Source organism: Pseudomonas sp. PS01301, assembly GCF_029960215.1.
GTDB classification, from domain to species: domain Bacteria; phylum Pseudomonadota; class Gammaproteobacteria; order Pseudomonadales; family Pseudomonadaceae; genus Aquipseudomonas; species Aquipseudomonas coleopterorum.
Genome location: NZ_JASCPM010000011.1, coordinates 63,744 through 86,208, shown reverse-complemented (window position 1 = coordinate 86,208; position 22,465 = coordinate 63,744). Strand labels below are relative to the sequence as shown.

Annotated in this window: 16 protein-coding genes and 1 pseudogene; 12 read left to right on the top strand and 5 right to left on the bottom strand. The window is 63.6% G+C overall.

Translation table 11 applies throughout. The features are described from left to right. Positions 1-56: 56 nt before the first annotated feature. Complete coding sequence (locus QMX89_RS08200) at positions 57-1,004, bottom strand: LysR family transcriptional regulator (protein ID WP_049861244.1); 948 nt, start codon at positions 1,002-1,004, stop codon at positions 57-59. A 177-nt stretch (positions 1,005-1,181) separates the two neighbouring features. Between QMX89_RS08200 and QMX89_RS08195 the strand changes: the two genes are divergently transcribed. From QMX89_RS08195 to QMX89_RS08180, 4 genes are read left to right on the top strand one after another with little or no spacing between them, the layout of a single operon-like run. Then, positions 1,182-2,684 carry an efflux transporter outer membrane subunit gene (locus tag QMX89_RS08195; protein WP_282347748.1) on the top strand — a complete coding sequence of 501 codons (1,503 nt, stop codon included), beginning with the start codon at positions 1,182-1,184 and terminating at the stop codon, positions 2,682-2,684. Next, the gene (locus tag QMX89_RS08190) at positions 2,681-4,846 is read left to right on the top strand and encodes an FUSC family protein (protein WP_282347747.1); all 2,166 of its coding nucleotides are present in this window, start codon (positions 2,681-2,683) and stop codon (positions 4,844-4,846) included. The genes QMX89_RS08195 and QMX89_RS08190 overlap by 4 nt, the downstream gene beginning before the upstream one ends. Beyond that, on the top strand, positions 4,836-5,036 hold the full coding sequence (locus QMX89_RS08185; protein ID WP_049861247.1) for a DUF1656 domain-containing protein: 201 nt from the start codon (positions 4,836-4,838) through the stop codon (positions 5,034-5,036). The genes QMX89_RS08190 and QMX89_RS08185 overlap by 11 nt, the downstream gene beginning before the upstream one ends. 10 nt (positions 5,037-5,046) lie before the next feature. Further along, complete coding sequence (locus QMX89_RS08180; RefSeq protein ID WP_056844172.1) at positions 5,047-5,907, top strand: HlyD family secretion protein; 861 nt, start codon at positions 5,047-5,049, stop codon at positions 5,905-5,907. Here QMX89_RS08180 and QMX89_RS08175 read toward each other — a convergent pair whose 3' ends face one another. After that, the gene (locus QMX89_RS08175; RefSeq protein WP_282347746.1) at positions 5,908-6,372 is read right to left on the bottom strand and encodes a multidrug transporter; all 465 of its coding nucleotides are present in this window, start codon (positions 6,370-6,372) and stop codon (positions 5,908-5,910) included. 78 nt (positions 6,373-6,450) lie between these two features. After that, the gene (gene yaaA, locus QMX89_RS08170; protein ID WP_049861251.1) at positions 6,451-7,230 is read right to left on the bottom strand and encodes a peroxide stress protein YaaA; all 780 of its coding nucleotides are present in this window, start codon (positions 7,228-7,230) and stop codon (positions 6,451-6,453) included. Positions 7,231-7,603: 373 nt separating this feature from the next. Here yaaA and QMX89_RS08165 point away from each other — a divergent pair. The 4 genes and pseudogenes from QMX89_RS08165 to guaA all read left to right on the top strand — a co-directional run. Then, positions 7,604-7,732 (top strand): annotated as a pseudogene (locus QMX89_RS08165) (sulfite exporter TauE/SafE family protein); the annotation flags it as partial. 53 nt (positions 7,733-7,785) lie between these two features. Further along, positions 7,786-8,343 carry a sugar ABC transporter ATPase gene (locus QMX89_RS08160; protein ID WP_122742503.1) on the top strand — a complete coding sequence of 186 codons (558 nt, stop codon included), beginning with the start codon at positions 7,786-7,788 and terminating at the stop codon, positions 8,341-8,343. Positions 8,344-8,426: 83 nt separating this feature from the next. Further along, positions 8,427-9,896: an IMP dehydrogenase gene (gene guaB, locus QMX89_RS08155; RefSeq protein WP_049861254.1), complete on the top strand. Its 1,470-nt coding sequence runs from the start codon at positions 8,427-8,429 to the stop codon at positions 9,894-9,896. Positions 9,897-10,008: 112 nt separating this feature from the next. Beyond that, positions 10,009-11,586: a glutamine-hydrolyzing GMP synthase gene (gene guaA / locus QMX89_RS08150; RefSeq protein ID WP_056844177.1), complete on the top strand. Its 1,578-nt coding sequence runs from the start codon at positions 10,009-10,011 to the stop codon at positions 11,584-11,586. A 74-nt stretch (positions 11,587-11,660) separates the two neighbouring features. Here guaA and QMX89_RS08145 read toward each other — a convergent pair whose 3' ends face one another. Next, positions 11,661-12,032 carry a PH domain-containing protein gene (locus QMX89_RS08145; protein ID WP_049861256.1) on the bottom strand — a complete coding sequence of 124 codons (372 nt, stop codon included), beginning with the start codon at positions 12,030-12,032 and terminating at the stop codon, positions 11,661-11,663. Positions 12,033-12,203: 171 nt separating this feature from the next. On the opposite strand from QMX89_RS08145, the gene QMX89_RS08140 reads away from it, so the two are divergent. The 3 genes from QMX89_RS08140 (at position 12,204) to tadA (ending at position 16,817) form a co-directional block, all read left to right on the top strand. Further along, positions 12,204-14,798: a membrane-targeted effector domain-containing toxin gene (locus QMX89_RS08140; RefSeq protein WP_349012222.1), complete on the top strand. Its 2,595-nt coding sequence runs from the start codon at positions 12,204-12,206 to the stop codon at positions 14,796-14,798. 159 nt (positions 14,799-14,957) lie between these two features. Next, a complete protein-coding gene (locus QMX89_RS08135) occupies positions 14,958-16,331 on the top strand; it encodes a multicopper oxidase family protein (RefSeq protein ID WP_282347743.1) in 1,374 nt (457 codons plus the stop codon). A gap of 3 nt (positions 16,332-16,334) precedes the next feature. Further along, the gene (tadA, locus tag QMX89_RS08130; RefSeq protein ID WP_282347742.1) at positions 16,335-16,817 is read left to right on the top strand and encodes a tRNA adenosine(34) deaminase TadA; all 483 of its coding nucleotides are present in this window, start codon (positions 16,335-16,337) and stop codon (positions 16,815-16,817) included. Between the two features lie 67 nt (positions 16,818-16,884). Here tadA and mltF read toward each other — a convergent pair whose 3' ends face one another. Beyond that, positions 16,885-18,345, bottom strand: coding sequence for a membrane-bound lytic murein transglycosylase MltF (gene mltF, locus QMX89_RS08125; protein ID WP_049861259.1), 1,461 nt, complete (start codon positions 18,343-18,345; stop codon positions 16,885-16,887). 217 nt (positions 18,346-18,562) lie between these two features. On the opposite strand from mltF, the gene purL reads away from it, so the two are divergent. Continuing rightward, positions 18,563-22,462 carry a phosphoribosylformylglycinamidine synthase gene (gene purL / locus QMX89_RS08120; protein WP_282347741.1) on the top strand — a complete coding sequence of 1,300 codons (3,900 nt, stop codon included), beginning with the start codon at positions 18,563-18,565 and terminating at the stop codon, positions 22,460-22,462. The last annotated feature ends 3 nt before the right edge of the window (positions 22,463-22,465 follow it).

Here is a 22,465-nt window from a genome sequence, read left to right as displayed (position 1 = left end):
TCGGGAGGTGAATGTGAGCACGCTAACATTCCCGATCGAGCAGAAACAATCCCGCGTCAGTTGGCGATCTGCAGGTCGAAGGTCTGCAGGTCGGCATCGTGCGCCGCGAGGATGTCGGGCAGCGAACCGCGCAGGTATTCCACCCAGGTCTTGATCTTCGCGTCCAAGTACTGCCGGGACGGGTAGATGGCGTACAGGTTCAGCTCCTGCAGGCGGTACTCGGGCAGCATGCGCACCAGGGTGCCGTTGCGCAGGCCGTCGATGGCCGCATAGATGGGCAGTACGCCCACGCCCATGCCACTGCTGATAGCGGTCTTCATGGCGTCGGCCGAATTGACCTGGAACGGCGCGTTGCTGATGTTGACCATCTCCTGGCCATCCGGACCCTGAAACAGCCACTTTTCCAGCTGCACCACCGGGCTCACCAGGCGCAGGCAGGCATGTTCGCGCAGGTCGCCGGGCGTGCGCGCCGAGCCGTTCGCCTTCACGTATTCGGGAGAGGCGCAGACGATGCTGTAGGTGATGCCCAGGCGTTGCGACACGAACCCGGAGTCCGGCAGCTCGCTGGCCAGGACGATGGACACGTCATAGCCTTCGTCGAGCAGGTCGGGCACGCGGTTGGCCAGGGTCAGGTCGAAGGTCACGTCCGGATGGGTGCGCCGGTAGCGCGCGATGGCGTCGATCACGAAGTGCTGGCCGATGCCGGTCATGGTGTGCACTTTCAACTGCCCCGAAGGCCGTGCATGGGCGTCGCTGGCTTCGGCTTCGGCTTCAGCGACATAGGTCAGGATCTGCTCGCAGCGCACCAGGTAGCGTTTGCCGGCTTCGGTCAGCGCGATGCGTCGGGTCGTGCGGTTGAGCAGGCGGGTTTGCAGGTGTGCTTCGAGGTTGGACACCGCGCGCGATACGTTGGCGGTGGTGGTGTCCAGTTGTGCGGCGGCGGCGGTGAAACTGCCCGCTTCGGCCACGCAGGTGAACGCACGCATGTTTTGCAAGGTGTCCATGATTCGGTCTCTGGTTCGACGGACAAATTGTCGCATGAAGCCACAATTATACAGAAGGATTATCACCGGTTCGGTAATAAAGAATCGCAGGAAATCCAGCTTATCGGCGCCCCGAAGCGGCCCTAGAATGCCGGTCCAGACCCCTCCGCAGTTCGACCTCTCCCGGAAATCGCCGCAGTGCCCCGCCGCCTCATCGATGAGCTGAAAATCCTCAGTGTCTGGACCTTTACCCTGGCCTTGACCGGCTGCATCGGCACCGCCGGCATCGCCCCTCGCAGCGAAGCGCTATCGGCCGATGCGCTGGCCACCGATGCCGCCATTCAAACCGCCGCCCAGGACGCGCAATGGCCGCAGAGCCAATGGTGGCGCGCCTATGGCGACCGGCAACTCGATGATTGGGTGAACCTGGCCTTGCTGGGCAGTCCGAGCATGGCCATCGCCGCGGCACGGGTGCGCCAGGCCAAGGCGCTGGCGGGTGTGGCGGAGTCCGCCGAGTCGCTGCACATCGACGCCAGCGCCGCGCTGAAACGCCACAACTGGCCGGCTGATCCTTTCTACGGGCCGGGCGATCTGTCCGGGCAGACCACTTGGGACAACACTGCCGGCCTGGGCTTCACCTATGCCCTGGACCTGTGGGGGCGCGAACGCAGCGCCAGCGAGCAGGCCCTCGACCTGGCTCACATGAGCGCCGCCCAGGCGCGCCAGGCCCAGTTGGAGTTGGTCAACAACGTGGTGCAGGTGTACATCCAGCTGTCGTTGCACTACGCCCAGCGCGACATCGTGCAGCGCACGCTGGCGCAGCAGGAGCAGATCCTGGAACTGGCGCAGCGGCGCCTGCACGGTGGCCTCGGGACGCACCTGGAAGTCAGCCAGGCCGAGGCCCTGTTGCCCGAGACGCACCGTCAGGTCGATGCCCTGGACGAACAGATTGCCCTGGCGCAAAACCAACTGGCGGCCCTGGCAGGCAAAGGGCCGGGGCAGGGCAGCCAACTCCAGCGCCCGAGCCTGTCCCTGCAGGCCCCGCTCGGCCTGCCGTCCACGCTGCCGGCGCAATTGCTGGGCCAGCGGCCGGACGTGGTCGCCAGTCGCTGGGCGGTGGCCGCGAACGCTCGGGGCATCGAAGTCGCTCATGCCGGCTTCTATCCCAACGTGGATCTGGTCGGCAGCCTGAGCTACCTGGCCACCGGCGGCGGCATGCTCGAATTTCTGGCCGGACGCAAGCTGGCCTACAACGTCGGGCCCGCCCTGAGCCTGCCGATCTTCGATGGCGGCCGGTTGCGTGCGCAGCTGAGCGACGCCTCGGCCGGCTACGATCTGGCCGTGGCGCGCTACAACCAGACTCTGGTGGAAGCGCTCAGGCAAATCTCCGATCAACTGATCCGTCGTGCCTCGATGGACAAGCAGCAGGCCTTCGCCGACGAATCGGTGGCCGCAGCGCAGCACAGCTACGACATTGCCCTGATCGCTTATCAGCGGGGCCTGACCGGCTATCTTGAGGTGCTCAACGCCCAGACCCTGCTGTTGCGCCAGCAACAGGTCGAGCAACAGGTGCAGGCCGCGCGACTGGCGGTCCATGCACAATTGGTCACGGCATTGGGCGGCGGTCTGGGCGCAGGTGCCGACGCCCCTGATGCCGAACGTCTGCACGCACCCAAACCACTGGCGGTGATCGATCGATGATCACCTGGCTGGGCCGCCTGCAATGGCGCCGAGGTTTCTTCGAGTGGGCACGCAGTGATGGCGTCACCTGGATCTACATCTTCAAGGTGTTGCTGGCCGCGTTCACCACACTGTGGCTGGGCATGCGCCTGGAGCTGCCGCAACCGCGCACGGCGATGATCACCGTGTTCATCGTCATGCAGCTGCAAAGCGGGCATGTCTTCGCGAAAAGTTTCTACCGTCTGCTGGGCACCGTCGCGGGCTCGGCGGTCACGGTGGTATTGATCGCCCTGTTCGCCCAGAACACCGAGCTGTTCCTGCCCAGCCTGGCGCTGTGGGTCGGCCTGTGCTCGACCGGCGCCATGCGCTGCCGCAACTTCCGCGCCTACGGCTTCGTCCTGGCTGGATACACGGCGGCGATGGTCGGTCTGCCGGCGCTGGCCCACCCGGACGATGCCTTCATGGCAGCAGTCTGGCGGGTGCTGGAGATTGCCCTGGGCATTCTGGTTTCCACAGCAGTCAGCGCGGCGATTTTTCCGCAGTCGGCCAGCGCCTCGATGCGCAATGCCTTGTATCAACGCTTTGCGGTCTTTGCCCGATTCGTCACCGACGGCCTGCGCGGGCACAGCGCCCGTGAGCAGTTCGAAGCCGGCAACGTGCGCTTCATCGCCGAGGCCGTGGGCCTGGAGAGCTTGCGCAGCGTGACCGCCTTCGAAGACCCGCACATGCGTCGGCGCAACGGTCGGGTCAGCCGTCTGAACAGTGAGTTCATGGCCGTGACCACCCGTTTCAATGCGCTGCACCAGTTGCTCGAACGTATCCGCGCGCGTGGCCATGGTGATGTCGTGACCGCCATCGAGCCGGCATTGCAGGCACTGGCGCAGGTACTGGACGATTTTTCCGGGCGGGCCCTGACCGACGCCGATGCGGCGCGCCTGGCTCAGCGCATGGCCTTGTACAAGGACGCGCTGCCGGCCCAGGTGCGCAGCCTGCGCGAGGTGTTCGAACACAGCGGCCCGGACGATGAAGACCTGCTGGATTTCCATACCGCGCTCGAGTTGCTCTATCGTTTTGTCGAAGAGCTGCACAGCTATGCCCAGACTCACGCCTCCCTGGTCGAGCATCGGCATGCCCGCGAGCGCTGGGACGAGCCGTATCGTTCACAGACCAACTGGCTGGCCAGTGCCGCCGCCGGCATTCGCGGTGCGGTGGTGTTGCTGCTGCTGGGCAGCTATTGGATCGCCACGGCCTGGCCCAGCGGGGCGACCATGACCCTGGTCGCCGCCGCCACCGTCGGCTTGTCGGCCGCCTCGCCAAACCCGCGGCGGATGTCGTTTCAGATGGCTTGCGGCACCTTGCTCGGGGCGCTGGTCGGCTTTTACACGACCTTCTTCGTATTGCCCTGGATCGACGGTTTCGCGCTGCTGTGCCTGACGCTTGCGCCGGTGCTGACGGTGGGCGCCTTTCTTGCCTCGCGGCCGCGCTTCGTCGGTTACGGGCTGGGCCTGCTGATCTTCTTCTCCATGGGCTCGGTGCCCGGCAACCTGACCCAATACGATCCGTATGCGTTCATCAACGACTACATCGGCATGGTTGTGGGCATGCTGTTCTGCGCCGCCGCCGGGGCGATCATCCTGCCTCCCAACAGTCGCTGGATGTGGCGGCGCCTGGAGCAGGACCTGCGCTCCCTGGTGGTGTTCGCCATCAGCGGCAAGCTGCGTGGTCTGGGTTCAGCCTTCGAGAGCCGCAGCCGCGACCTGCTGCACCAGGCGTATGGCCTGGCAGCCGGACAGCCGCAGGTGCAGCGCAACCTGCTGCGCTGGATGTTCGTGGTCATGGAGGTGGGGCACGCGATCATCGAGCTGCGCCGCGAGCAGGAGCGCTTGCCGGTGCATCCGGCCTACGCCCCCTGGCAGCCCTGGCGCCAGTCGATCCGGGTCATGGGGCGCGCGCTGATGCGCCTGTTCATCCAGCCCCAGGAAGGCAACCTGCAACGGGCCATGGCGGCGGTCGAACAGGCCATTCACTTGGTCCGGAACACCGATGAACCCTTCGCCCGACATTTCGACACCTCGGCACTGCGCCGGGTCCAGAGCTATCTGCACTTCATCCGCAGTTCGTTGCTGGACCCGCAATCGCCACTCGCCGAACTGGCCGCTGCAGGAGCCGACCATGCCCCGTGAAATAGCTTTCCATGGCCTGTACATGCCGACCATGACCCTGTTGTTCGTGGTCGCCGCCGGTATCGCCTGGGCCTTCGATCGGCTGTTCGCCAGCCTGGATCTGTACCGTTTCTTCTGGCACCCGGCGCTGCTGCGCCTGAGCCTGTTCGTCTGTCTGTTCGGCGCCATGGCGCTGACTGTCTACCGTTGAGAACCGCGCAATGAAAAAGTTTTTCAGTCTGTTGGCCACCCTGTTGGTGCTGGGGCTGGCGATCTTCATCGGTCGGCAGCTATGGGTGCACTACATGCAGACGCCCTGGACTCGTGACGGGCGTGTGCGTGCGGACATCATCAACGTCGCCGCCGATGTATCGGGCTACGTCACGGCTGTGCCGGTGCGCGACAACCAGCGCGTGCACAAGGGCGACGTGCTGCTGCAGATCGACCCGGCCCACTACCGTTTGGCGGTCAAGCAGGCCCAGGCGCTGGTGGCGTCGCGCAAGGCTGCCTGGGAAATGCGCAAGGTCAATGCCAGCCGCCGTGCCGACCTGGATGAACTGGTGATCTCCAAGGAAAGCCGTGAGGACGCCAGCAACGTCGCGGCCTCGGCCCTGGCCGACTATCAACAGGCCGAGGCGCGCCTGGAGGCGGCGCAGCTAAACCTGGATCGCACCCGCGTGCTTGCGACCGTTGATGGCTACGTCACCAACCTCAACGTCCATGTCGGCGACTATGCGCGAGTGGGCGAGGCGAAGCTCGCCGTGGTCGACGAGCATTCGTTCTGGGTCTACGGCTTCTTCGAGGAAACCAAGCTGCCCCATGTGCACGTGGGAGACCCGGCGCAGTTGCAGATGATGAGCGGTGAAACCCTCACCGGCCATGTGGAAAGTATCTCGCGCGGCATCTATGACCGCGACAACCCGCAGAGCCGCGAGCTGATCGCCGACGTCAACCCGACCTTCAACTGGGTGCGTCTGGCCCAGCGAGTGCCGGTGCGCATCCAACTGGACCCGGTGCCCGACGGCATGCTGCTGGCGGCCGGCACGACGTGCACGGTGATCGTCACGCCCGCTGCGCCCTGATTATTGAGAGAAGCTGCCTTGCAGCCGTTCGGCACGAAACTCCAGAGTCTGCGGGCGGTAGCCGGGACGCAGCGGTGGCAGCGGCAGGCAGTCCTGCCAATCGGCACCGGCCTGCAGCTCACCAGGGCCACGGTAGCGGGGAGCGGTGTAGAGGTTTTCTGCCAGGTTGACGGTCTGGCCCGGCGCGTAGGCCGCGATCTGCCATTGCAGCTCGACCATGGGGACGCTGTTGCCATTGTTCAGGTTCAGGCGCAACGGACGGTCGGCGGGGCAGCCTTGCGGATCGAAGGTGATGCGCATTTCCAGCCGGGCCAGGCGATGGGCTTCGCGCGTGTCGCTCATGATGACCCACAGCGCGAGCAATGCCAGGGCGAACACGGCGGCGCCGGAGATCGGCAGCGCCTTGGAGGGATAACGGATCAGCAGGATGACCCAGGAAATGATCAGAAAGATGCCGATTAACATGACTGCCAGCCTTGGTGAAGAAGTGGGGCGTATCGTACAGAACGTTCGCGTGTCTGTGAAAACCACGCCCGCACAGGCTCAGTCGTCGGGCTGATCGCGCAGGAACACCAGGTGGTCGGGACGCGACTCGTCGGCACTGTAGCGATAGCCTTGACGGTCGAACCCCTTGAGCTGCGCCGGGTCATGGATCTTTTCGTCGATCACGAACCGGGCCATCATGCCGCGGGCTTTCTTGGCGTAGAAACTGATGATCTTGTATTGGCCATTCTTCAGGTCCTTGAAGTCGGCGGTGATCAGGCGCGCCTGCAGGGCCTTGCGTTTGACGGCAGAGAAGTACTCGTTCGACGCCAGGTTGAACAGCACGTCGTCGCCCTGGTCGGCCAGCGCCTGATTGAGCCATTCGCTGATGCGCTCGCCCCAGAACGCGTACAGGTCCTTGCCGCGGGCATTGGCCAGCTTGGTGCCCATTTCCAGCCGATATGGCTGCATCAGGTCCAAGGGGCGCAGCAGGCCGTAGAGTCCCGACAGCATGCGCAGGTGTTTCTGCGCGTAGTCGAAACCGGCTTTATCCAGCGTCGTTGCATCCAGGCCGGTGTAGACGTCGCCCTTGAAGGCGAGCAGCGCCTGCTTGGCGTTGTCGGGTGTGAAGTCGGGGGTCCAACTGCCGAAGCGTGCAGCGTTGAGTCCGGCCAGCTTGTCGGAAAGGTGCATGAGCTCGGCAATCTGCGCCGGGCTGAGTTCGCGCAGCTGTTCGATGAGCACCTGGGAGTGGTCGAGAAACTCAGGCTGGGTGTAGCGCTGGATGACCGGGGGGGTATCGAAATCCAGGGTCTTGGCGGGGGATATCACCATCAGCATGCAAAGGTTCTCCTGTGGGCGTCGGTAAATTCTGGAGCAGTGCCGGCACCTCGTCCACCCTTAAGCGTGGGGGCATCCAGATGGACCGCAGCGACCCCGGACGCGGCTCGCGCCGCTGCTACAGGGGATCGCGTGTGCCGTTGGTATGGCGCTCCTCTGTAGCAGCGGCGCAAGCCGCGTCCGGCCACACCGCGAACCCTCTGGCACACCCCCCAACCCCCCACCGTATTGACGCCACCGATCCCGCTCCGCCACAGTGCCCGGAAAAAAAGGAAACCCGCGCATGGACTACGCACTCGTCGATTGGAGCATCATGCTCCTGGCCATCGCTGCCGCCTACATCGTCTTCGGTATCGCCGGCTTCGGCACGGCCATGGCGGCAGGCCTGTGGATCGGGCGTCGTCTGACCCTGCGCATGTCCCGCGAGGCCTTCGTGCGGCTGGTGACCTGGCTGGTGCTGGCCAGCGGCCTGGCGCTGCTGTACCGCTATTTCAATCCTTGACCTGCGCCCGCAGGGGGCTATCCTGCCGGTTTTGCGTACCGTCGGGCCTTTGCATGAACACTCAGAACATTCTCGTTCCGCGCCTCTCCACCTTGCCGGTGCACGAGCCCCGTGCGCGGGCGATCCTGCGCTGGCTGGTACGCAAGGAGATCGTCGAGGAACAACTGAGCACCTGCGGTCGCAACGGCAATCGCATGGCCTACGCCATCGGACCGGGTGCCCGAAACGTCGTCGAGCAGCCGGACCTGCTGCCCTATGGGCAGCCCGTCAATGGCCTGGAAGTGGTCACCGACCGCTGCATCTTCACCCCCATCGATGGCTTCCTGCACGAGGCCGGCTGCCCGGAATGCCGCCAGGAAGTCGGCGAAGCCCTGTTCGACAGCCTCGAAGAGTGGATGCCCGGCCTCACCGACAACTTCACCTGCCCCCTGTGTGGCCATGAGGACGACATCAACGGCTTCCTGTTCCTGCAACCCTGCGCGTTCTCCAACCTGGGGTTCATCTTCAATAACTGGGGCCAGACCTCGTTCAAGCCGACGTTCATCGCCGAATTCGCCGACTGGCTCGACCAGCCGATCGCGCAGGTGCTGGTGAAGTTCCAGGACAATTGATCGCCAGGCCATCTTTGCCTTTCTTGTGGGGGCATGTGTGGGTATAATGGCGCGCTTCCATTTTCCCGCTCGGGAGCCCCCGCATGCTGCGTATCAGCCAAGAAGCCCTGACCTTCGACGACATTCTCCTAGTGCCCGGTTATTCCGAAGTACTGCCCAATGAAGTCAGCCTCAAGACCCGTTTGACCCGCGGCATCGAGTTGAACATCCCGTTGATTTCCGCGGCGATGGACACCGTGACCGAAGCCCGCCTCGCCATTGCCATGGCTCAGGAAGGCGGCATCGGGATCATCCACAAGAACATGACCATCGAGCAGCAGGCTGCCGAAGTGCGCAAGGTCAAGAAGTTCGAGGCTGGCGTGGTCAAGGACCCGATCACCATCGAGGCTGATGCCACCGTTCGCGATCTGTTCGAACTGACCTCCCTGCACAACATCTCCGGCGTCCCGGTGCTGCACGACGGCAACCTGGTCGGCATCGTCACCTCGCGTGACGTGCGCTTCGAAAACCGCCTGGAAATCCCCGTCCGCGAAGTGATGACGCCCAAAGAGCGCCTGGTCACCGTCCGCGAAGGGGCCGACAAGGAGCTGGTCCGCGACCTGCTGCACAAGCACCGCATCGAGAAAGTGCTGATCGTCGACGGCGAGTTCCACCTCAAGGGCATGATGACCGTCAAGGACATCGAGAAAGCCAAGGCCTACCCGCTGGCGAGCAAGGATGACCAAGGTCGTCTGCGCGTCGGCGCGGCCGTCGGTACCGGCAAGGACACCGGCGAGCGCGTCAGCGCCCTGGTTGCAGCCGGCGTCGACGTGGTCGTGGTCGACACCGCCCACGGTCACTCCAAAGGCGTGATCGACCGCGTGCGCTGGGTCAAGCAGAACTTCCCCGACGTCCAGGTCATCGGCGGCAACATCGCCACCGGCGAGGCTGCCAAGGCCCTGGCCGAAGCGGGCGCCGATGCGGTCAAGGTCGGCATCGGCCCAGGCTCCATCTGCACCACCCGTATCGTCGCCGGTGTCGGCGTGCCGCAGATCAGCGCCATCGCCAATGTCGCCGCTGCCCTTGAAGGCACCGGTGTGCCGTTGATCGCCGACGGTGGCATCCGCTTCTCCGGTGACCTGTCCAAGGCCATCGTCGCCGGTGCCTACTGCGTGATGATGGGCTCGATGTTCGCCGGTACCGAAGAAGCGCCGGGCGAGATCGAACTGTTCCAGGGGCGTTCCTACAAGGCCTACCGCGGCATGGGCTCGCTGGGCGCCATGTCCCAGGCCCAGGGCTCCTCGGACCGTTACTTCCAGGACTCCTCGGCCGGTGCCGAGAAGCTCGTGCCCGAGGGCATCGAAGGCCGTGTCGCCTACAAGGGCGGCCTGTCGGCGATCATCCATCAGTTGATGGGTGGCCTGCGTTCTTCCATGGGTTACACCGGCAGCGCCGACATCCAGGAAATGCGCACCAAGCCCGAGTTCGTCCGCATCACCGGCGCCGGCATGGCTGAATCCCACGTCCACGACGTGCAGATCACCAAGGAAGCGCCCAACTACCGCGTGGGCTGACCCCGGTAGCCCGCCTGTCGCCTGGTACTGGGCGGCGGGCGGACATTCAATTTAGCGGGGCTGTTCACTACAGCCCCGTGTTGTTTCCGAATACATCTGACGAGAATGAGTCATGGCCCTCGACATTCACGCCCACCGTATCCTGATCCTCGATTTCGGTTCCCAGTACACCCAGCTGATCGCCCGCCGCGTGCGCGAAATCGGCGTGTACTGCGAGCTGCACCCGTTCGACATGGACGATGAAGCGATTCGCCAATTCGCCCCGCGCGGCGTCATCCTCGCCGGTGGCCCCGAGTCGGTCCACGAAGCCAACAGCCCGCGCTGCCCACAGGCGGTGTTCGACCTGGGCGTGCCGGTCTTCGGCATCTGCTACGGCATGCAGACCATGGCCGAGCAGCTGGGCGGCAAGGTGGCCGGCTCCGATATGCGTGAATTCGGCTACGCCCGCGTCGACGTGGTCGGCAAGAGCCGCATCCTCGAAGGCATCGAAGACCACATCGACGCCGATGGCGTGTTCGGCCTGGACGTGTGGATGAGCCACGGCGACAAGGTCACCGAGATCCCCCAGGGTTTCCACGTGCTGGCCAGCACCCCGAGCTGCCCGATCGCCGGCATGTTCGACGACGACCGCAACTACTACGGCGTGCAGTTCCACCCCGAGGTGACCCACACCAAGCAGGGCGAACGCATCCTGTCGCGCTTCATCATCGACATCTGCGGTTGCGAAGCGCTGTGGACCCCGTCGAAGATCGCCGAAGACGCCATCGCTCAGGTCCGTGCCCAGGTCGGTACCGACAACGTCCTGCTGGGCTTGTCCGGCGGTGTCGATTCCTCGGTGGTCGCGGCCCTGCTGCACAAGGCCATCGGTGATCAGCTGACCTGCGTCTTCGTCGACAACGGCCTGCTGCGCCTGCACGAAGGCGAGCAGGTCATGGCCATGTTCGCCGAGAACATGGGCGTCAAGGTCATCCGCGCCAACGCCGAAGCGCAGTTCCTCGACAACCTGGCCGGCGAAGCCGACCCGGAGAAGAAGCGCAAGATCATCGGCCGCACCTTCATCGACGTGTTCGACGCCGAGTCCTGCAAGCTGGACAACATCAAGTACCTGGCCCAGGGCACCATCTACCCCGACGTGATCGAGTCGGCCGGCGCCAAGAGCGGCAAGGCCCACGTGATCAAGTCGCACCACAACGTCGGCGGCCTGCCCGAGGAAATGAACCTCAAGCTGGTCGAGCCACTGCGTGAGCTGTTCAAGGACGAAGTCCGCCGTCTTGGCCTGGAACTGGGCCTGCCGTACGACATGGTCTACCGCCACCCATTCCCCGGCCCGGGCCTGGGCGTGCGCATCCTGGGTGAAGTGAAGAAGGAATACGCCGACCTGCTGCGTCGCGCCGACCACATCTTCATCGAAGAACTGCGCAAGGCCGATTGGTACCACAAGGTCAGCCAGGCATTCGTCGTCTTCCAGCCGGTCAAATCGGTTGGCGTCGTCGGCGACGGCCGCCGCTACGCCTGGGTCGTCGCCCTGCGCGCCGTGGAAACCATCGACTTCATGACCGCGCGTTGGGCCCACCTGCCTTACGAACTGCTGGAAACGGTGAGCGGCCGCATCATCAACGAGATCGAAGGCATCTCGCGGGTGACCTACGACGTGTCGAGCAAGCCGCCGGCTACGATTGAGTGGGAGTGATCCCGCGTCCGGCATTGCCCGGCACCTACTAGCAGGAAATGCCCTGAAGCCCGCGTAATTGCGGGCTTTTTGTTTCACTTCAACACATACCCCCCAATCAACCGCGAAATCTCCACCATCGACGTCTTCCCTGAGAACTCGAACCGCACCTTCCCCAGCGCCGAGAAATACACCTCCAGCTCCGAATCCAGATCGAACGTGCCCGAGGTCTCGATCGAGTACGCCACGATGTTCTTGTAGGGCAGGGAGGTGAAATCCTTCTTGCTGCCGGTCAGGCCCTGCACGTTCACGGCAATGATGCGCTTGTTGGTGAACACCACGCCGTCACGCATCGACTTGTAGGCGTCGACCACGTGCTCGTCTTCCAGCAGCAGCGCGGTGACGCGTTCGCCGTATTCTGCATTCTGCTTGAGTTTGAAGAAGCCTTTGTTGTTGAAGTCGATCATGGCCTTGAATCCTGCGAGCAGAAGGTTTGCCGAAGTCTACCTTGATGCTGGCGTCAGCGAGAGTGTTGGCGGCGTCGTCGGGCGCCTGGACGATGGGGCCAAATATGTAGGCCGGTCGAGTCCGGGGCAGTGGCCATACTCGCAGCCCGTTCAGAAATCGATCTCTTTGATATGACTGATGCACCTTCCAATACGCAATTAGGCGAGGTTCTCGCAGACCTCGCGGGGCAAATCACCCACCGGTTGCCCAATCTGCACCAAATGGCCGTAGACGCGGCTACCCAACTGCTCACTTCCATGGGCATCGACGCTCACCCCGACGCCTTCTACTGGCATCGTTTCGACAACGCCCAATCCAGCCATCGTTCGTTCAGCGGGTACGCACACATGGGGCCACCGAGCGAATCGATGACGTTTACGGAGCTGGTGATGCGACGGTTTCGCGCGAGCGATCAGGATAACGCTGACTTGCTGCATGTCATGGGCGGGTTCTACACAGGTGATGCGAAGACGCTTTGGTTCGACGAGCGCAACGAGGTACGGCTGCAGCCGGACAAGGTATTGACCGCGTTATGGCACATCGACTTTGCGGCGGTCTATCACCAGGCCTTGGCGACGTTCTGGGCCGACAATGAGCAAGGGGTGCAGACGCTGATTCGGATCAACTGCCTGCGCGCTGCGGTGGATGCTTGCCAGGCCGGTCACATGACGCGCCAACAGGTGCAGTCGGTGTTCGATGGTTTGGGGTGCGAGTACGCCATGGCTCCGACCCTGGCCGGGTTGACCGGCACTCATCCGGCCGCCCAGGGTGTCACGGTCTGTGCGCTGCAGATCGCCGGTCATGTCTTCCCCAGTGTCCTGTGCTTCACCACTGTGGCGGGCGAGCGTTTGCTCTACCTGGCGGGCCGCGACATGGCCTTCCAGGTCTTCGCCGATACGAAAGCGATTCAGGCGTGGTTGTACCAACAGGTCCAGGCGCAGACGAGCCGGGAGCGTTTGCTCGATCACGGCAGGCTGATCGAGGCTGCAGCGGCAGTGGCACGGGCTCGAAGCTTCGCGCTGCTGGCGCAGAAGCCACTGTCGTTGTTCGCGGCAAAGGTGACGTGGCCGGCCGTGTCTACGGATGCAGCGCACTGGCTGCAAGTGCAGGCCCGCGAGCAGATGCTGGCCGAGGCCAACCTGCAACTGCATAGCAACAGCGAGCTGCGCAAGCAGTTGTGGATCGGTTATCTGGGCGCCGGGGTGCACCTGTTCGGCGCAGCGGCCATGGTCAGTTGGCCCATCGCGTTGATCGTGGTGGTGGCCAGCGCCGGGAAATTCGCACTCAATGTCGAGCGCGCGATGAATGCGTCGGAGGCCACGGACCGTCGCGCAGCGCTGTATGCGTCGATAGTCAGTGGCATCGAACTGCTGTTGAACATGACGCTGCTGATTCCTCAGCGGGCACCACAGACCGCCGAGTTGCAGTCTCTGCAAGCGCATCCGCAGGTGTCCGCGCTGACGCCTCTGCTGCCGAGCACGGAAGGGTTGCTGACGGTCGAGGGCGAGCAGATGATCCGCTTGCGTGGCGATCTGTATCGAGTGCGCTATGACTCCCACCTGGGTTACTGGATGATCGTCGATCCGCAGCGGCCCTTTGCGTTCACCGGCAATTATCCGGTGCGCTTCAACAGCCAACTGCAATGGGAACTGGTACCCGGCGGTTGCCTGCGTGGGGGTGGTGGCTGCATGAGTGTTTCGGGTGAGATAGAGCTTGAGCCTCCACCGGTGAGTTACGTGCAGTTCGAACGCTTGGCCAGTCGCTATGAGGTGCCACTCGTGGCACGTGCCGCGACGCGCGAGCTATTGAGCGACCAGTTTCGGAAAATGCTGTCAGGTGATTATTTCGACCCCTATACACCGCTCAATCCGGTGCTCGACAGCCTCAACAAATTGCGTGTGCAACTGATCGAAGATGCCAATGCATTCATTGCCCAATGGCGCTCGCCAGGCAGATCGCCGTTACGTGCGCCTGATCCTTCGCTGCCTCCCTATGTAGCGGTGCGCCGCTTGCTGGATGAGTCCCGGGGGCTGGTCATTGGCGAGTCCCATCAGTCCATTGCCAGCAAGCAATTTCTGATCGAGCATATGCCGGCCCTGGCTCGCGATGGCGTCGACACCCTGTACATGGAGCACCTGATGACCGATCTGCATCAGGCCGAGCTCGATCAAGTCGCCAGCGACGGGCGTCTGCCCAGCCAATTGCAGGACTACCTGCGCGACCAGGACCTGGGCCATCGCACCGACCCTACGCGTCGATACAACTACACCACACTGGTACAGGCCGCACGCCGCGAAGGCATTCAGGTGCGGGCGCTGGACTGCGCGGCCAGCTATCGACTCGACGGCATGGAGGATCTCTACAACGTGGGAGGGACTCTGCGGCATAGGGTATTCAGCTACCACGCCAGCCGCGTCATCGCGGCGCGTGGTGTGCTGCCAGGCAGTGGCAAGTGGATCGCGTTGGTTGGCGATACCCATGCATCCACCTACAAAGGCATCCCAGGTCTTGCGCAGTTACACGATGTGACGGCGCTGCGCATTGTCGATGCTGGCGCAGGTCAACAGACCAACATCACTTTGGATCCTGGCGAATATTATCTGCCATCCATGGGCCACCCCGATGGTGTGGTCAAAGCCGATTGGCGCTTGGCATTGACCGTACGCGAAGCCCCCTTCACCTACCTGGATCCGTCGCTGGCATCACTAGGCGTGATCAGACCCTGATGCGCCAGCACGCATGCGGTTCGTCCGGCTCTGTAGCAGCGGTGCAAGCCGCGTTCTGGGTCGCAGGAGCCCCACCGCGCGGCAGTTCAAGTCTTAATCTTTCTCAATTGCAGGTGTATCGTGTCGGCCTTTCGCGTTCATTGAGCAGGTGCCGTCCCCATGTCTTTCACACGTCGACGATTTCTCGGTGGCCTGGCAGGTGTGGTGGCGGTCGGTGTGGGTGCCGGTGGTGCTGCCCGCTACTGGCTGGGAACGCCGGTCGACCAGGCCGGTGTCGATTATCAGTTGATCGCCGCGCCGCTCGACGTCGAGCTGGTGGCAGGCCATCAGACCCCCGCCTGGGCCTTCGGCGGTTCGGCACCCGGCCAAGAGCTGCGCGTGCGCCAGGGCGAATGGTTGCGGGTGCGCTTCATCAACCAACTGCCGGTAGAGACCACCATTCACTGGCACGGTATCCGCCTGCCGCTGGACATGGACGGCGTGCCCTACGTGTCGCAGCTGCCGGTAAAGCCCGGTGAATACTTCGATTACCGCTTCCGCGTACCCGACGCCGGCAGCTACTGGTATCACCCCCATGTCGCCAGCAGCGAGGAACTGGGCCGGGGCTTGGTCGGCCCGTTGATCGTCGAGGAGCGCGAACCGACCGGCTTCGCTCACGAAGCGGTGCTCAATCTGAAGAACTGGCACGTGGACGAGGAGGGCGCGTTCCTGCCGTTCAGCATTCCTCGCGAAGCGGCGCGAAACGGCACTCTGGGGCGACTCTCGACGATCAACGGTGTGCATCGGGCAACCATCGATCTGCCGGCCGGGCAGATCGTCCGGTTGCGAATTCTGAACCTGGACAACACCGCCACCTACCGCCTGAATTTCCGTGGCGACGCCGAGATGCGTCTGTATGCGCTGGACGGCAACCCGATCGAGCCCCGTGCGTTCGGCAAGGATTACTGGATGGGCCCCGGCATGCGCGTCTGCCTTGCGGTCAAGATGCCGCCTGCCGGTGAAGAGATCGCCATCCGCGATGGCTCGGTGCGTCTGGGCACGCTGCGCTCGGTGCCGGCCGAGGCAGCGGCCAGCGACTGGCCACCTGCCTTGCCCGCCAACCCCATCGCCGAGCCGGACTTGGCCAACGCCGAGAAGCTCAATTTCAACTTCGAATGGGTAGGCGAGGTGTCCGACACCACCGAAGGCAAGCCGCCCAGCCTGTGGCAGATCAACGGCATCGCCTGGGACATCACCGACAAGACCTGCGCTGATCGCCCCATTGCCAAGATGCAGTTGGGCAAGAGCTACGTGCTGGAGCTGAAGAACATGACGCAGTATCAGCACCCCATTCACTTGCATGGCATGAGCTTCAAGGTGATCGCGTCCAATCGGCGCAAGATCATTCCGTACTTCACTGACACGTTCCTCCTGGGCAAGAACGAACGTGCCCAAGTGGCCGTGGTAGCGGATAATCCGGGTATCTGGATGTTCCACTGCCATGTGATCGATCACATGGAAACCGGACTCATGGCCGCAATAGAGGTTGCCTGAACGTTGAAGTACGCACAGATCATCGATCGCAGCCGCGATCAGTTCTTCATGGCCGAGGCCCTGGCCTTGGCAGCCCAGGGCGCGGCGCTGGGCGAGGTGCCGGTGGGCGCGGTGCTGGTGCAGCAGGGCGAAATCGTCGGGCGCGGATTCAATTGCCCGATCAGTGGCCATGACCCCAGCGCCCACGCCGAGATGGTCGCGATCCGCAACGCGGCGCAAGCGGTGCAGAACTACCGGCTGCCGGGCAGCACCCTGTACGTCACACTGGAGCCTTGCAGCATGTGTGCGGGGCTTATCGTGCATTCGCGCATTGCGCGGGTGGTGTTCGGTGCGCTCGAACCCAAGGCCGGCGTGGTACAGAGCCAGGGGCAGTTCTTCAGTCAGGGCTTTCTGAACCACCGGCTGGTGGTGGAGGGGGGGGTGTTGGCTGAAGAATGCGGGGCTATCTTGAGCGAGTTTTTCAGGGCGCGGCGGGCGAAGGGTTGAGATTGAAGGAAGGTGTCGAGGGCCTTTTCGCGGGCAGAGCCCGCTCCCACAAGATCACCGCGTGCTTTTAGAGGGGTGGGGTCTGCTGTGCGGGCTTTGACTGGTCGACACCCGGCACATGCAGGTTGCCATCGGCAACCTGGCTGCCTTCGAGCTGCGGCTGGGTCACCCAGGTGAGAATGTCGTAATAGCGGCGGATGTTGGCGACGAAGTGCACCGGCTCACCACCGCGGGCGTAGCCGTAGCGAGTCTTGCTGTACCACTTCTTCTGCGCCAAGCGCGGCAGCATCTTCTTTACGTCCAGCCATTTGTTCGGGTTCAACCCTTCGCCTTCGGCCAGTTTGCGCGCGTCGTCCAGATGACCGCCGCCAATGTTGTAGGCCGCCAGCGCGAACCAGGTCCGATCGGGCTCCTCGATGCTGGCGTCGAGCTGGTCCTTGACGTAGGCAAAGTACTTGGCACCGCCGTTGATGCTTTGCTTGGGGTCCAGGCGGTTGCTCACGCCCATGGCCTGGGCAGTGTTCTGGGTCAGCATCATCAAGCCGCGCACGCCGGTCTTGGAGGTCACGCTGGCCTGCCACATGGACTCCTGATAGCCGATGGCTGCCAGCAGTCGCCAGTCGACCTTTTCCTGCTTGGCGGAGGACTGGAAGGTTTTCTCGAACTTGGGCAGACGTTGTTGCAGGTGCTGGGCGAAGGTGTAGGCACCGACGTAGCCAAGGACGTCGACATGGCCGTAGTAGCGATCCTTGAGTCGCTGCAGGGTGCCGTTGCCCTTGACCTTGTCGATGAAGCGGTTGACCTCGTCTAGCAGGCTGTTGTCCTCACCGCTGGCCACGGCCCATCGCTGATCGCGGCCATCGCCCAGGTCGAAGGCGACCCGCACATTGGGGAAATACACCTGGTTCATGGCCACTTCGTTGGAGTCGACCAGGGTCAGGTCGATCTGCCCTTCGTCGACCATGCGCAGCAGATCCACGACCTCGACCGCGTCGGACTCTTCGTATTCAATGGCTGGATATTGCAGCTTCAGCTTGGCCAATTGCTCGGCGTGGCTGCTGCCCTTGAGCACCATGATCTTCTTGCCGACCAGCTCGGCGGCATCGGTGGGTCGGTTCTGGCCGTTGCGATAGATGACCTGCGGCGTCACTTCCAGGTAAGGGTGCGAGAAGCGCGCCTGTTTCTCCCGCACCTCGCTGGTGACCAGGCCAGCGGCTGCCAGCACCGGGCCCTGTGGCTGGCTCAGGCCGGCGAAGATATCGTCGAGATTGTCGGCGGTTTCGATCTTGAGCTCGACCCCCAGGTCATCGGCGAAACGCTTGACCAGCTCGTATTCGAAGCCGGTTTCACCGTTGCGATCCTGGAAATAGGTCGCCGGGCTGTTGCGGGTTATGACGCGCAGCACGCCGTCCTCCTTGACCCGCTCAAGCGTGCTGGGTTTATCAACACAGCCACTGAGCAGCAGGAGAAGTCCGGTTGCGAAGAGCCATTTGGCGCAGCGCGAGCGTAAGACGGTCTGGGTGAGCATGGGTGCAGTATACGCAAACGGCCGCGTCAGCCATATCTCGACAGTATGTAGGGGAGTCTGCTAGAGCTGCCAGACCTGCGTGGCCACCCCTCGACCGCCCGTCCTGCGGGATCTGACGAACGAACGCGGTGTTTTCCATCCGTCGGGTGCCTAGCGCAACGGTTTAGGCTAGAATGCACGGCCTCCAAGCACACCCCCTTTCGAGGCTGTCCCGACGATGTTGATCCTGCGCGGCGCTCCTGCCCTTTCTGCCTTTCGCCACGGTAAATTACTCGAGCAACTGAGCCAGAAGGTCCCCGCTGTTACTGGCCTGTATGCTGAATTCGCCCACTTCGCCGAAGTCGAAGGCGAGCTGGCCAGCGACGACCAGCAAGTCCTTGCCCGTCTGCTCAAATACGGCCCCAGCGTTCCGGTTCAGGAGCCCACCGGGCGGCTGTTCCTGGTGCTGCCGCGTTTCGGCACCATCTCGCCATGGTCGAGCAAGGCCAGCGATATCGCCCACAACTGCGGCCTGACCCAGGTTCAACGTCTGGAGCGCGGCATTGCCTTTTATGTGTCTGGTGATTTCAGCGAGGCTGACGCCGAGCTGATCGGCGCCGTACTGCATGACCGCATGACTCAGGTGGTGCTGTCCCGTCTGGAAGAGGCCGCCGGCCTGTTCCGTCATGCCGAACCCAAGCCGCTCACCGCCGTAGACATCCTGGGTGGCGGTCGTGCCGCGCTGGAAAAGGCCAACGTCGAACTGGGTCTGGCCCTGGCCGAAGACGAAATCGATTACCTGGTCAGCAGCTTCCAGGGACTGGCGCGCAATCCGCACGACATCGAACTGATGATGTTCGCCCAGGCCAACTCGGAGCACTGCCGCCACAAGATTTTCAACGCCAGTTGGGACATCGACGGCCAGAGCCAGGAAAAAAGCCTGTTCGGCATGATCAAGAACACCTACCAGATGCACAGCGAAGGCGTGCTCTCGGCGTACAAGGACAACGCTTCGGTCATCGTCGGCAGCGTGGCCGGGCGCTTCTTCCCGAACCCTGAAACCCGCCAGTACGGCGCGGTGCAGGAGCCGGTGCACATCCTGATGAAGGTGGAAACCCACAACCACCCTACGGCGATCGCGCCGTTTCCAGGCGCCTCTACCGGCTCCGGTGGCGAGATTCGCGACGAAGGTGCAACGGGCCGCGGCGCCAAGCCCAAGGCGGGCCTGACCGGTTTCACCGTGTCCAACCTGAACATTCCGGGCTTCGAGCAGCCGTGGGAAAAACCCTACGGCAAGCCCGAGCGCATCGTCACTGCGCTCGACATCATGATCGACGGTCCTCTGGGCGGCGCGGCGTTCAACAACGAATTCGGTCGCCCGGCCCTGACTGGCTACTTCCGTACCTTCGAGCAAAGCATCGACACCCCCCACGGCGAAGAAGTGCGCGGCTATCACAAGCCGATCATGCTCGCCGGCGGCATGGGCAACATCCGCGAAGAGCACGTACAGAAAGGCGAGATCACCGTCGGCTCCAAGTTGATCGTCCTCGGTGGCCCGGCCATGCTCATCGGCCTGGGCGGTGGCGCCGCTTCCTCCATGGCCACCGGCACCAGCTCGGCCGACCTGGACTTCGCGTCGGTACAGCGCGAAAACCCGGAAATGGAGCGTCGCTGCCAGGAAGTCATCGACCGTTGCTGGCAGCTCGGCGACAAGAACCCCATCAGCTTCATCCACGACGTGGGCGCGGGCGGTCTGTCCAACGCGTTCCCCGAGCTGGTGAACGACGGTGGCCGCGGCGGTCGCTTCGAACTGCGCAACGTGCCCAACGACGAGCCGGGCATGGCCCCGCTGGAAATCTGGAGCAACGAATCCCAGGAACGTTACGTGCTGGCCGTCGATGCGGCCGACTTCGAGCGTTTCCAGGCCATCTGCGAGCGTGAACGCTGCCCGTTCGCCGTCGTCGGCGAGGCCACCGCAGAGCCGCAATTGACCGTCACCGACAGCCACTTCGGCAACAGCCCGGTCGACATGCCACTCGAAGTGCTGCTGGGCAAGGCGCCACGCATGCACCGCAGTGCCGTGCGCGAGCAGGCGCTGGGTGACGACTTCGACCCGGCCCAGCTGGACCTGGCCGAATCCATCGAACGCGTGCTGCATCACCCGGCCGTGGCCAGCAAGAGTTTCCTGATCACCATCGGCGACCGCACCATCACCGGCCTGGTGGCACGCGACCAGATGGTCGGCCCGTGGCAGGTACCGGTGGCCGACGTCGCCGTCACCGCCACCAGTTTCGACGTCTACAGCGGCGAAGCCATGGCCATGGGCGAACGCACGCCACTGGCGTTGCTCGACGCCCCGGCCTCGGCACGCATGGCGGTCGGCGAAACCCTGACCAACATCGCCGCATCGAGCATCGCGAAAATCTCCGACATCAAGCTGTCGGCCAACTGGATGTCCGCGGCTGGCCATCCAGGTGAAGACGCGCGTCTGTACGACGCCGTGCAAGCGGTCGGCATGCAGCTGTGCCCGGCGCTGGGCATCACCATTCCGGTCGGCAAGGACTCCATGTCCATGAAGACCCAATGGAGCGAGGAGGGCACCGACAAGAGCGTGACCTCACCGATGTCGCTGATCATCACCGGCTTCGCTCCGGTGGTCGACATCCGCAAGACCCTGACCCCGCAACTGCGCATGGACAAGGGCGAAACCGACCTCATCCTCATCGACCTGGGTCGTGGTCAGAACCGCATGGGCGCCTCGATCCTGGCTCAGGCGCATGGCAAGTTGGCCAACCGGGCACCGGACGTCGACGATGCCGAAGACCTCAAGGCATTCTTCGCCGTGATCCAGGGCCTGAACGCCGACGGCCATCTGCTGGCCTACCATGACCGTTCCGACGGCGGCCTGTTGGCCAGCGTGGTGGAAATGGCCTTTGCCGGTCATTGCGGGCTCAACCTGCAACTGGCCACCGTGGCGCACAGCCGCGAGGAAGTGGGCGCAGTGCTGTTCAACGAAGAACTGGGTGCAGTGATCCAGGTCCGTCAGGACGCCACGCCGATGATCCTGGCGCAGTTCAGCGCTGCGGGCCTGGGTAATGACTGCGTCGCGGTGATCGGCCAGCCGATCAACAACGGTGCGGTGAACATCCGCTACCACGACGACGTATTGTTCAGCGGTGAGCGCCGTCTGCTGCAACGCCAATGGGCCGAGACCAGCTACCAGATCCAGCGACTGCGTGACAACGCCGTCGGCGCCGATCAGGAATTCGATGCGCTGCTCGAAGAAGACAATCCAGGCCTGAGCTTCAACCTCAGCTACGACGTCAACGAAGACATCGCTGCGCCGTACATCAAGAAGGGTGTCCGTCCACAGGTGGCCGTGCTGCGCGAGCAGGGCGTCAATGGCCAGGTCGAGATGGCCGCAGCCTTCGACCGTGCCGGCTTCAATGCCATCGACGTGCACATGAGCGATATTCTTGCTGGGCGTGTCGATCTCAACGAGTTCAAAGGTCTGGTCGCCTGCGGCGGCTTCTCCTACGGTGACGTTCTGGGTGCCGGTGAGGGCTGGGCCAAGTCGGCACTGTTCAATGCCCGTGCCCGTGATGCGTTCCAGCAGTACTTCGAGCGCAGCGACAGCTTCACCCTCGGCGTGTGCAACGGTTGCCAGATGATGTCCAACCTGCACGAACTGATTCCGGGCAGCGAGTTCTGGCCGCACTTCGTGCGCAACCGTTCCGAGCAGTTCGAAGCGCGCGTTGCGATGGTCCAGGTGCAGGAATCCAATTCGATCTTCCTGCAGGGCATGGCCGGTTCGCGCATGCCGATCGCCATCGCCCACGGTGAAGGCCACGCCGAATTCGCTTCGGCCGACGCCTTGCTGCAAGCCGATGTATCGGGCTGTGTGGCCCTGCGCTTCGTCGACACCCACGGCAAGGTCACCGAGCAATACCCGGCCAACCCGAACGGCTCGCCGCGCGGGATCACCGGGTTGACCAGCCGCGATGGCCGCGTGACCATCATGATGCCGCACCCGGAGCGGGTCTTCCGTGCGGTGCAGAACTCCTGGAAGCCTGAGGAGTGGAACGAGGACGGTGCCTGGATGCGCATGTTCCGCAACGCCCGTGTCTGGGTCGACTGACGC

Coding starts and splice junctions, on each gene's coding strand:
- QMX89_RS08145 (WP_049861256.1), bottom strand. CDS start 12,032: ATGATCGACTTCAACAACAAAGGCTTCTTCAAACTCAAGCAGAATGCA.
- QMX89_RS08185 (WP_049861247.1), top strand. CDS start 4,836: ATGCCCCGTGAAATAGCTTTCCATGGCCTGTACATGCCGACCATGACC.
- QMX89_RS08200 (WP_049861244.1), bottom strand. CDS start 1,004: ATGGACACCTTGCAAAACATGCGTGCGTTCACCTGCGTGGCCGAAGCG.
- guaB (WP_049861254.1), top strand. CDS start 8,427: ATGCTGCGTATCAGCCAAGAAGCCCTGACCTTCGACGACATTCTCCTA.
- yaaA (WP_049861251.1), bottom strand. CDS start 7,230: ATGCTGATGGTGATATCCCCCGCCAAGACCCTGGATTTCGATACCCCC.
- QMX89_RS08190 (WP_282347747.1), top strand. CDS start 2,681: ATGATCACCTGGCTGGGCCGCCTGCAATGGCGCCGAGGTTTCTTCGAG.
- QMX89_RS08140 (WP_349012222.1), top strand. CDS start 12,204: ATGACTGATGCACCTTCCAATACGCAATTAGGCGAGGTTCTCGCAGAC.
- QMX89_RS08180 (WP_056844172.1), top strand. CDS start 5,047: ATGAAAAAGTTTTTCAGTCTGTTGGCCACCCTGTTGGTGCTGGGGCTG.
- QMX89_RS08160 (WP_122742503.1), top strand. CDS start 7,786: ATGAACACTCAGAACATTCTCGTTCCGCGCCTCTCCACCTTGCCGGTG.
- purL (WP_282347741.1), top strand. CDS start 18,563: ATGTTGATCCTGCGCGGCGCTCCTGCCCTTTCTGCCTTTCGCCACGGT.
- QMX89_RS08175 (WP_282347746.1), bottom strand. CDS start 6,372: ATGTTAATCGGCATCTTTCTGATCATTTCCTGGGTCATCCTGCTGATC.
- guaA (WP_056844177.1), top strand. CDS start 10,009: ATGGCCCTCGACATTCACGCCCACCGTATCCTGATCCTCGATTTCGGT.
- mltF (WP_049861259.1), bottom strand. CDS start 18,345: ATGCTCACCCAGACCGTCTTACGCTCGCGCTGCGCCAAATGGCTCTTC.
- QMX89_RS08135 (WP_282347743.1), top strand. CDS start 14,958: ATGTCTTTCACACGTCGACGATTTCTCGGTGGCCTGGCAGGTGTGGTG.